The sequence below is a fragment of the Pseudofrankia saprophytica genome, assembly GCF_000235425.2.
Taxonomy (GTDB): Bacteria; Actinomycetota; Actinomycetes; order Frankiales; family Frankiaceae; genus Pseudofrankia; species Pseudofrankia saprophytica.
This window is the reverse complement of the sequence record NZ_KI912266.1, coordinates 2,476,305-2,486,064: the sequence shown is the minus strand read 5'-3', so window position 1 is coordinate 2,486,064 and position 9,760 is coordinate 2,476,305. Positions and strand designations below refer to the sequence as shown.

Here is a 9,760-nt window from a genome sequence, read left to right as displayed (position 1 = left end):
GGCCCGTCGGCGCTCACTGTGGGAGTCTGCACGGTATGGGAGAGTGCGCGGACAAGGTGGCGCTGGTTACCGGGGCGGGCGCGGGCATCGGGGCGGCGTGTGCGCGCCTGCTCGGCGCCGCGGGCGCGCGCGTCGTCGTCACCGACATCGACGAGGCCGCCGCCAAGAAGACCGCCGACGAGCTCCAGCACGCGGGCGCCACGGCACTCGCCATGGGGCTGGACGTGACCGACCCGGACGCGGTGACCGAGGCCGTCGCGGCGGCGGCGCGCGCGTTCGGCAGGCTCGACCTGGCCGTGAACAACGCCGGCATCGCCCTGCCGCGCCAGCCCGTCGACAAGATCCCGGTCGACGACTGGCGGCGTGCCATCGAGATCAACCTCAACGGCGTCTTCTACTGCCTGCGCGCCGAGATCCCGGCGATGCTCGAGGCGGGCGGCGGCTCGATCGTGAACATGGCGTCGGTGCTCGGTGTCGTCGGCTTCACGGACGCCGCCGCCTACTCCGCGGCGAAGCACGGCGTCATCGGCCTCACGAAGACGTCGGCGCTGGAGTACGCCACCCGTGGCATCCGGATCAACGCGGTCGCGCCGAGCTTCGTCGATACCGCGATGATGAACCAGGAATCCGGGCGCAAGATGCGCGGCGCCGCCCTGCTCGCGCCCATGGCCCGCTTCGCCACCGTCGACGAGGTGGCCGAGATCGTCCTCTTCCTGCTCTCCGACCGCTCCTCCGTCGTCACCGGCAGCGTCTACCTGGCCGACGCCGGCTACACCGCCAGGTAGCCGACCCGGCGCGGCCAGGCGTCAGGGCCACGTCAGGTCGGCTCGCCTCAGGCCGGCTGGCCGTCCCAGCGGGCGAGACGGAGATCCACGCGGTCGCCGCCGGGGCGTAGCGGGGTGCTGTCGGCGATCAGGCGGGTGATGGCCTCCACGGGAGCGGAGGGGTTGGGCTCGCCGCTGGCGCGGATCACGCGATGCCACGGGACGTCCTCCTCGTGGCCGAAGCGGGCGAGCACCGCGCCGACGTGCCGGCCGGTGCCGCCGCCGACGTACTCGGCGACGTCGCCGTAGGTCATCACCTTGCCGGCCGGGATCTGGGCGACGGTGTCGAGCACCGCGCGGGCGTACTCCCCCGGCCGCCCGCCGACGTGGACACGGATTCGGGTGCCCAGCCCGGCGGACACGCTCGCGGGCGCGCCCGCTCCCCGACCATCAGGCCTAGGTCCTCGCATGGGGGCAGCATGCCAGCGAGGTCCGACAGCCCCGCAAACCGGCCGAGGGCCCCGGTACCGACCAGGTTCGTCGGCACCGGGGCCCTCGTGACGGGCTGGATCGGCCTAGTAGACCGGGAGGGTCTTGTCGACCTGGGTGGCCCAGGCGGTGACGCCGCCCTGGACGTGCACGGCCGACGAGAAGCCGGCGCCCTTCAGGGTGGCGAGCGCGTCGGCCGAGCGGACGCCGGACTTGCAGTAGACGACGACCCGCTTGTCCTGCGGCAGCTCCGACAGGTGGGCGGGCAGGTCACCCTTGGGGATCAACCGCGCGCCGGGGATCCGGACGATCTCCCACTCGGCTGGCTCACGGACGTCGACCAGCTCGATCGCGGCGCCCTCGTCCAGCCACTCCTTGAGCTCGGACGCGGTGATCGTCGAGCCGGCGGCGGCGAGCTGCGCCTCCTCGGAGACCACGCCGCAGAACGCCTCGTAGTCCTCGATGAGCGTGGTGATCGACGGGTTCTTGCCGCACAGCGGGCACTCCGGGTCCTTGCGGACCTTGATCGTGCGGTAGCTCATCTCCAGGGCGTCATAGACCATCAGCCGGCCGACCAGCGAGTCGCCCACGCCGGTCAGCACCTTGATGGCCTCGGTGGCCTGGATCGAGCCGATCGACGCGCACAGCACGCCGAGCACCCCGCCCTCGGCGCAGGACGGAACCATGCCGGGCGGCGGCGGCTCCGGGTAGAGGCAGCGGTAGCACGGGCCGTGCTCGGCCCAGAAGACGCTGGCCTGCCCGTCGAACCGGTAGATCGAGCCCCAGACGTAGGGCTTGCCGAGCAGCACCGCGGCGTCGTTGACCAGGTAACGGGTCGCGAAGTTGTCGGTGCCGTCGACGATCAGGTCGTACTGGCTGAAGATCTCCATGACGTTGTCGATGTCGAGTCGCGTCTCGTGCAGCACGACGTTGACGTACGGGTTGATCTCCCGAACGCTGTCGCGCGCTGACTCCGCCTTGCTCCGGCCGACGTCGGACTGGCCGTGGATGATCTGCCGCTGCAGGTTCGACTCGTCGACGGTGTCGAACTCGACGATGCCGAGCGTCCCGACCCCGGCGGCGGCCAGGTACATGAGGGTCGGCGATCCGAGGCCACCCGCGCCGACCGCCAGGACCTTGGCGTTCTTGAGGCGCTTCTGCCCGTCCATCGCGACATCCGGAATGATCAGGTGTCGGGAGTATCGGCGGACCTCGTCGACGGAGAGCCCGTCGGCGGGCTCCACCAGAGGTGGAAGGGACACGCGTGCTCCTTGCTATCGGCATCGCCGGGCGGGGACAGCCCCTTCGACGATGCCACAGTTGACTCCACCGCCGGCCTGCCCAGCCAAGGGTGGAGGTCCACGACCTGAGATGCAGCGCGCCCGCGAGGCCAGATGTTCCCGGCGCTGCCGGAAGGCGGTCAGGCCGAGCGGCGAGTGGACGCCTTGGCCGGCGTCTTGGCCGGCGCGCTCTTGCCCGGAGCCGTCTTCTGCCCGGTCGACGCGGACTTCGACGCCGTCTTGGCCGGGGCGGACCTGGACGAGCCGGTCTTGGCGGCGGCCTTCTTGGCGCCGGACCTGCCCTTACCCCCGGCCGCCGCCGGCTCCTTGGCCTCGACCTCGACCTCGGCCGGCTCCACTTCGGCCGGCTCCGCTTCCTTACCGGCTCGCGCTTCCTTGCCGGCCCCGGCCGGCGGCGCGGCGCCGCTCGACGGTCGGCCTGCCCGCGCCGCCTCGATGCTGGCCCGCAGCGCGGCCATCAGGTCGCCGGCCGGCGCGGCCTTCTCCTGCTCCGGCGGAGCCACGATCTCCCTGCCGGCGATCTTGGCGTCGATCACCTGCAGGAGCGCCGCGCGGTACTCGTCACCGAACTTCGTCGGGTCGAAGTCGCCGGCGAGCGTCTCGATCAGCGAGCCCGCCATCGCCAGCTCCTGCGGGCGGACCTCGATGTCCTGCTCCACGAACGGGAAGTCGGGCACGCGCACCTCGTCCGGCCAGAGCATGGTCTCCAGCACGAAGACGCCGTCGCGGACCCGCAGCGTCGCCAACTGCTCGCGCTGCCGCAGGGCGATCTTCACCAGCGCGACCCGCCCGGACGACTCCAGCGCGTCGCGCAGCAGCACGTACGGCTTGGCCGCCAGCTTGTCCGGTTCCAGGTAGTAGCTCTTCGCGAAGTAGATCGGGTCGACCTGCTCCAGCGGCACGAACTCCAGTACCTCGATCGCTCGGGACGTCGACAGCGGCAGGTTCGCGAAGTCCTCGTCCGTCAGGACGACGGTCTCGCCGTCCGTCAGCTCGTAGCCCTTCGCGATCTCGGAGTACGGGACCTCCTCGCCATCGGCCGCGGCGACCCGCTTGTAACGAATTCGAGACCCGTCCGAGCGTCGGACCTGGTGAAAGGCGACGTCCCGTTCCTCGGTGGCCGAGTACAACCTCACAGGGATCGAGACGAGGCCGAAGCTGATGGCGCCCTTCCAGATCGAACGCATGTTTCAGGTCACCTCCCGTCACTCTCATGGTGAGGCACGCGCCGCGTCGTGTCTGCCGGATCACGGAAACTTATTCGAACATATGTTCGTTCGATTCCGTTGACCTGCGCTTTTACCCGAGCCCGGGCCGCCGACGAGGCGGCCAGCGCCGCGCCCGGCACCGATGAGTGGAGGCCACGAACGCCGTCGATAGAAGGAAGCCGGACCGCCGCGCAAGGGAGCCAGCCAGCCGCGTCCCCGCGCCGTCCGCGCGGGTGCGGTCGGAATGAGCCCGCCTGGGCGCTTCCCGCGAGACGCTGGGTCGTGCCGAGGCGTTCCGGCGGCTGGTCGGCACGGACGTGAGGGCAGAGCGCGGGAGGCGCGAATGGGTGAGGCGAGCGGCGCGAGCACCACCGTCGAGGTGGCCGGTCGGCGGCTGAAGCTGTCCAATCTGAACAAAGTGCTCTATCCGGCCACTGGGACGACAAAGGCCGAGGTCATTGACTACTACACCCGGATCGCCGACGTCCTGCTCCCGCACCTCGCCGACCGCCCGCTGACGGTGGTGCGCTTCCCCGAAGGGGTGGCGGGCGAGGGCTTCTTCAGCAAGAACGCCCCCGCGCACCGCCCGGACTGGGTGCCGGTCGCGACCCTGCCGTCACCCGGGTCGACGAAGAACCGCCGCACGATCGACTATCTGGTGGCCGATGCCCAGGCCACGCTGGTGTGGCTGGCGAACCTCGCAGCGCTGGAGATGCACACCCCCATGTGGCGGGTCTCGACCGGCAGACCGGACATCCTCGTCGCGGACCTCGATCCCGGTCCAGGGACCGATGTGCTCGACTGCGCGCGGGTCGCGCTGCTGCTGCGTGACGTCCTGCCCGAGCCGCTGTGCGTGAAGACCAGCGGGTCCAAGGGCCTGCAGGTGTACGGCAGGGTGGATGACGGGCGCGAAAGCATGCGGGTGCGCGACGACATGCGGATCATCGCCGAACGGCTGTCCAAGGACCATCCGGACCTGGTGGTGTCGAACATGCGCAAGGACCTGCGCGGCGGCCGGGTGCTGCTCGACTGGTCGCAGAACAACCCCGCGAAGACGACCGTCTCCGTCTACTCCCTGCGAGCCAGGGCCGCGCCGACGGTCTCGACCCCGGTGACCTGGGACGAGGTCGCGGCCGCCAAGGAGGCCCGCGACCTCGCCTTCACCGCTGGCCAGGTCCTCGACCGCGTCCAGGCACACGGAGACCTGTTCGCTCCGCTGCTGTCCTGACGATCGGCACCATCTCCAGCGCCCGTCCCGACGACCGACGCCGAAGGCCGAAGGCCGACCAACGCCAACCACCACCAACCACCGCCGACCACCGAGGGGCCCGGGTCGGAGCCTGCCCGGACGGGCGTTCAGGCCGCGCTCGCCTGGGTATGCCGTGGTCTCCCGCTATGACGTGGAGGGACCATGAGCGCACCGACCGAACTTCCGCTCGACGTGCCGGACGCCGACGCCGCGGAGCAGGCGCGTGAAATGCGCGAGACCCGTCTGGACGACCCGCCGGCCCCGCCGCCCGTTGCCGCCGAGGCCGATGAGTACGACGCGGTCGAGCAGAGCCTGGAGGTGGAGGAGGAGGACGAGGACGCCTACCGCTGACAGCCGCTTGGTGGTGGCGCGGGTGGCGTGTCCCCCCGAGGCGGGGCACCCGGCCACCTGGGTGAGTAGTGTTGTCGAGATCGAACAGGAGGTGGTTGTGACCGTCGAGCCGGCAGCGCCGCAGTCGCGCCCAGGCAGGACGCCCCGCCTCCCGCGCACTGCCCGTCGCTTCCAGCTGCTCGGCGCCGCGCGCGAGGTATTCGTCGCGCAGGGCTACCACGCCGCCGCCATGGACGAGATCGCCGAGCGGGCCGGCGTCAGCAAGCCCGTGCTTTACCAGCACTTCCCCGGCAAGCTCGACCTGTACCTGGCGCTGCTCGACGAGCACTCCGAGAAGCTCGTCAGCAGTGTGCGTGAGGCGCTCGCGTCGACGACCGACAACCGCCTGCGGGTGGAACGCTCGGTCCGGGCCTACTTCGACTTCGTCAACGACCCGAGCGGCGCCCACCAGCTGGTGCTGGAGTCCGACCTGCGCAGCGAGCCGGCGGTCCGCAAGCGGGTCGAGGACGCCTTCGCCCGGTGCGTGCGCGCGATCGCCGCGACGATCGTCGCCGACACGGGGCTGTCCCAGGACGAGGCCGACCTGCTGGCGGTCGGTCTGGTTGGGCTCGCCGAGACGTGCTCGCGCTGGTGGCTCGTACGCGGTGGCACGGTGGCGCCGGAGCGAGCTGTCGAGGCGATGAGTGAGCTCGCCTGGCACGGAATCGGCGGCTACCCCCGCAGCTCGGCCGCCGCGGCCACCGCCGACGACGCCGAGCCGGCCGCGGACGTCGACGCCGACGCCGGCTGATTCGCGCGCCCGGCACCGCGACCCGTTCTCGGGCGACGCACGAGCGGGCGATGGCCGCTGTGCCGGGAGCGAACACGACGACTCGGGTCAGCCGCCGGGGCTACCAGGGCCATAGTGTGTCCGGTAATCGCCCGGCGGCGGTGCGCGCCCGCCGGCCACGTTCGTCGCTCATCCGGCGGACGCCCCGGACGAAGACGCTCCACCAGGGACCGGTTGACGCCGATCCCTGGGGACCCGGCCGCGACAATGGCGAAGTCCCCCCGCGGCCGGAGGCCCGACGGCAACTACCGACGGCAACTATCAGCCCGCAGTGCAGACGAAGGCGAGGTCATCCGGGTGGAGGTCAAGATCGGCGTGCAGAACGTCGGCCGGGAGCTGGTGCTCGAGAGCGCTCAGACACCGGACCAGGTCGCCGAGGCGGTCGCCGCGGCCCTCGCCGCGGACAACGGACTGCTCTCCCTGGTGGACGAGAAGGGCCGGAGGGTGGTCGTCCCGGCCGCCAAGCTGGCCTACATCGAGATCGCGGAGGCCGAGTCCCGCCGCGTCGGCTTCGGCTCTTCCTAGAGCATCAGCGCTTCCTAGCGCGTCAGCTCGATCTGGAGCTCGAAGCCAACTGGAACCGCGGCAAGCTGGAACTCGGAGCTAGCCGGCACAGGGATCACGAGCCACTGGGGCGCGACCGTGAGGTCGCGCCCCAGTGGCGTTCCGGGAGGACGGACCCCGTTCGGTTCCGGGTTGGACAGACCCGCCCATGAGGACGGGCCGGGCGCGTCAGGACGACAGGCCCAGCGCGGCCATCCGCTCCGTGTGGGCTTTCATGATGCTGTTGAAGATCGCTGCGACCGTCTCCAGGTCGCCGACGCCCACGAGCAGGCCGGTGAGGGCGTCGCGTTCCACGGCGACCTGCTGGGCCTGGTTGAGCGCCTCACCGACCAGGCGGCGCGCCCAGAGGGCCAGCCGACCGGCGGCCACCGGGTTGGCGGCAATCGCGGCCCGGACCCGGTCGACCACGAAGGCCGCGTGCCCGGTGTCGGCGAGCACATCGAGCACGAGCGCCCGGGCGTCGTCGTCGAGCCGGTGCGCGATCGCGCGGTAGAAGTCCGCCGCGATGCTGTCGCCCACATAGGCCTTGATCAGGCTCTCCAGCCAGTCGGCCGGAGCGGTCATGGCATGGAAGGCCGTCAACGGGCCGATGAACGGCGCCATCGCCGCCTCCGGGTCGACGCCACGGCCGGCGAGCGCCATGCTGATCGCCTCGAAGTGCGTGAACTCCGCCGCCGCCATCGCCGCCAGCGAGATCTTGTCGGAGAGCGTCGGTGCCATCCGCGCGTCGGTGGCCAGCCGCTCGAACGCGGTGAGCTCGCCATAGGCGATCAGCCCGAGCAGGTCGACGACGGCCTCGTCGACGACCCCCCGCTCGACGACCACGCCAGCGGTCGCCATTCCACCGGTCAGGTCATCCCGGGCCGGGTTCGCGGCCTCGTCCGGAACTGTTCGCGGAAGCCCGGTCGTGGGCGCCGTTCGCGGGTCTCGCGGAGCGGCAGGGGCACCTGGGTGCCCATCGGTCCCTGTGGACCCCGCAGCCCCCGGAAGCACTGTGCTGTCCGTCACGTACCTCAACTCCCAGGCTGATTGATCCAACGTCGTCACCCGACGTGTTACCCGTTGGTGCCGCTCGCTCCTCGCCACCCGGCCCACGGCAACGGGCCAGGTCATGTTCCGTCTGAGTAACGCTGGACGGGCCACGATCGTCGCGAAGCGCGCCCATCAAGCGGTCACACAGGCTATCCTTGTTGTAGCCGGTGGTCATCACAGACCGATCGGCCGCCGAAGGCAACGCGTCGCCCCGGTCCCCGGGCTGCTGGGCCAACCTGCTGGCTTCGAAATCACTGGTTTCGAGGCCGCTGGCCCACCCCGCTCGATCGGGTCGCTGGCGCGGCCCGGCACGTCGCGAGCGGCGCCTCAACGTCGGACACCGCTCAGGAGTAGACCAGGAGCGACCCGCTGTCCGTCACAGCCACATCCCTAACCATCACCGAAACCACCTCCGCAACTGACGCTGCCCCGGCCGGCGCGGACCCTGCCTCTTCGGAGCAGGTAGAGGTCCCGGCGACCGTCGAACCAAAGATCACTTTCGCCGATCTCGGCGTTCGTCAGGAGACGGTCGACGCCCTCACGGCCGCCGGCATTATCCACCCCTTCCCCATCCAGGAGCTGACGCTCCCGCTCGCGCTCGCCGGTACCGACATCATCGGCCAGGCGCGCACCGGCACCGGCAAGACGCTGGGTTTTGGCATCCCCATCATCCAGAAGGTCATCGGCCTGGACGAGGGCGCCGATGGCCGCCCGCAGGCGCTCATCGTCGTGCCGACTCGTGAGCTGTGCATCCAGGTCACGGCCGACCTCGAGCGGGCGGGCGCACGCCGGCAGATACGCGTCCTGTCGGTGTACGGCGGCCGGGCCTACGAGCCGCAGCTGACCGCCCTGCGCACGGGCGTCGACGTCGTCGTCGGCACCCCGGGTCGTCTGCTGGACCTCGCCCGTCAGCGCGCGCTCAACCTGGGCAATGTCGCGACGCTGGTGCTCGACGAGGCCGACGAGATGCTCGACCTCGGTTTCCTGCCGGACGTGGAGCGCATCGTCTCGCTGCTGCCGGCCGGTCGCCAGACCATGCTGTTCTCGGCGACGATGCCCGGTCCGGTGATCGCGCTCGCTCGTCGCTTCATGATCCGGCCGGTGCATGTCACCGCCGAGCAGCCCGACGAGGGCCGCACCGTCCCGACCACCAGCCAGCACGTCTTCCGCGCGCATGCGCTGGACAAGATGGAAGTGCTGTCCAGGGTCCTGCAGTCCGACGGCCGCGGGCTGTCGATCGTGTTCGTGCGGACCAGGCGCACCGCGGACAAGGTGGCCGAGGACCTGTCGAACCGAGGCTTCGCCGCCGCCGCCGTGCACGGCGACCTCAACCAGGGCCAGCGCGAGCAGGCGCTGCGCGCGTTCCGGGCCGGCAAGATCGACGTGCTGGTGGCCACCGACGTCGCCGCCCGCGGCATCGACATCGGCGGCGTGACCCACGTCGTCAACTACCAGTGCCCGGAGGACGAGAGCGTCTACCTGCACCGGATCGGCCGCACCGGCCGGGCCGGCGGCAGCGGCGTCGCGGTCACGTTCGTCGACTGGGACGACCTGGCCCGTTGGCAGCTGGTGAACCGGGCGCTCGCGCTCCCGTTCGACGCGCCGCTGGAGACGTACTCCACCTCCCCGCACCTGTTCGAGGCGCTCGGCATCCCGGCCGGGTCGACCGGCGTGCTGCCTCGCGCAGCCCGTACCCGCGCCGGGCTGGCCGCCGAGGAGATCGAGGATCTCGGTGGCGGCCGCAAGGCGCGCCGCGGCGGCCGGCCCGCCGCGGGCCAGCCGGGCGACACCGACCGTCCCGCGGCAAGGGAAGCGGCGGCCTCCCGGACCAGGACGCGTCGGCGCACCCGCGGCGCCGGCGCGGCGGCAGCCGCCGCAGGGCTGGCTGAGGACGCGGACGGGGCCGACGAGGGCACCGTCGCGCTCGAGGTCCTCGCGGCCGACGGCGCAGGCGACGTCACCGGTCGGGCGAC

Annotated in this window: 10 protein-coding genes; 6 read left to right on the top strand and 4 right to left on the bottom strand. The window is 71.4% G+C overall.

What is annotated here, in order from left to right; translation table 11 throughout:
• Positions 1-35 precede the first annotated feature (35 nt).
• Positions 36-785, top strand: a complete 750-nt coding sequence (locus FRCN3DRAFT_RS0210385; protein ID WP_007519735.1) for an SDR family NAD(P)-dependent oxidoreductase — start codon at positions 36-38, stop codon at positions 783-785.
• Positions 786-832: 47 nt separating this feature from the next.
• On the opposite strand, the gene FRCN3DRAFT_RS0210380 is transcribed toward FRCN3DRAFT_RS0210385, so the two are convergent.
• The 3 genes from FRCN3DRAFT_RS0210380 to ku all read right to left on the bottom strand — a co-directional run bounded on the left by FRCN3DRAFT_RS0210380 (position 833) and on the right by ku (position 3,741).
• Positions 833-1,234 (bottom strand): MGMT family protein, encoded by a 402-nt coding sequence (locus tag FRCN3DRAFT_RS0210380; RefSeq protein ID WP_051466216.1) that lies wholly within the window; start codon positions 1,232-1,234, stop codon positions 833-835.
• Positions 1,235-1,339: 105 nt separating this feature from the next.
• On the bottom strand, positions 1,340-2,515 hold the full coding sequence (gene moeZ / locus FRCN3DRAFT_RS0210375; RefSeq protein WP_007519739.1) for an adenylyltransferase/sulfurtransferase MoeZ: 1,176 nt from the start codon (positions 2,513-2,515) through the stop codon (positions 1,340-1,342).
• Between the two features lie 158 nt (positions 2,516-2,673).
• Positions 2,674-3,741 carry a non-homologous end joining protein Ku gene (ku, locus tag FRCN3DRAFT_RS43795; RefSeq protein ID WP_007519741.1) on the bottom strand — a complete coding sequence of 356 codons (1,068 nt, stop codon included), beginning with the start codon at positions 3,739-3,741 and terminating at the stop codon, positions 2,674-2,676.
• A gap of 364 nt (positions 3,742-4,105) precedes the next feature.
• On the opposite strand from ku, the gene ligD reads away from it, so the two are divergent.
• The 4 genes from ligD to FRCN3DRAFT_RS0210350 all read left to right on the top strand — a co-directional run bounded on the left by ligD (position 4,106) and on the right by FRCN3DRAFT_RS0210350 (position 6,716).
• Positions 4,106-4,990 carry a non-homologous end-joining DNA ligase gene (gene ligD / locus FRCN3DRAFT_RS0210365; protein ID WP_007519743.1) on the top strand — a complete coding sequence of 295 codons (885 nt, stop codon included), beginning with the start codon at positions 4,106-4,108 and terminating at the stop codon, positions 4,988-4,990.
• Positions 4,991-5,173: 183 nt separating this feature from the next.
• Positions 5,174-5,362: a hypothetical protein gene (locus tag FRCN3DRAFT_RS0210360; protein ID WP_007519744.1), complete on the top strand. Its 189-nt coding sequence runs from the start codon at positions 5,174-5,176 to the stop codon at positions 5,360-5,362.
• Positions 5,363-5,459: 97 nt separating this feature from the next.
• Entirely contained in the window at positions 5,460-6,152 is a 693-nt protein-coding gene (locus tag FRCN3DRAFT_RS0210355; protein WP_007519745.1) for a TetR/AcrR family transcriptional regulator, read from the top strand.
• Between the two features lie 336 nt (positions 6,153-6,488).
• Positions 6,489-6,716 (top strand): DUF3107 domain-containing protein, encoded by a 228-nt coding sequence (locus tag FRCN3DRAFT_RS0210350; protein WP_007519746.1) that lies wholly within the window; start codon positions 6,489-6,491, stop codon positions 6,714-6,716.
• A 207-nt stretch (positions 6,717-6,923) separates the two neighbouring features.
• Here FRCN3DRAFT_RS0210350 and FRCN3DRAFT_RS0210345 read toward each other — a convergent pair whose 3' ends face one another.
• The gene (locus tag FRCN3DRAFT_RS0210345; RefSeq protein ID WP_007519747.1) at positions 6,924-7,595 is read right to left on the bottom strand and encodes a ferritin-like fold-containing protein; all 672 of its coding nucleotides are present in this window, start codon (positions 7,593-7,595) and stop codon (positions 6,924-6,926) included.
• Positions 7,596-8,342: 747 nt separating this feature from the next.
• On the opposite strand from FRCN3DRAFT_RS0210345, the gene FRCN3DRAFT_RS43790 reads away from it, so the two are divergent.
• The coding region (locus FRCN3DRAFT_RS43790; RefSeq protein ID WP_106410426.1) for a DEAD/DEAH box helicase at positions 8,343-9,760 on the top strand (1,418 nt) is incomplete at its 3' end.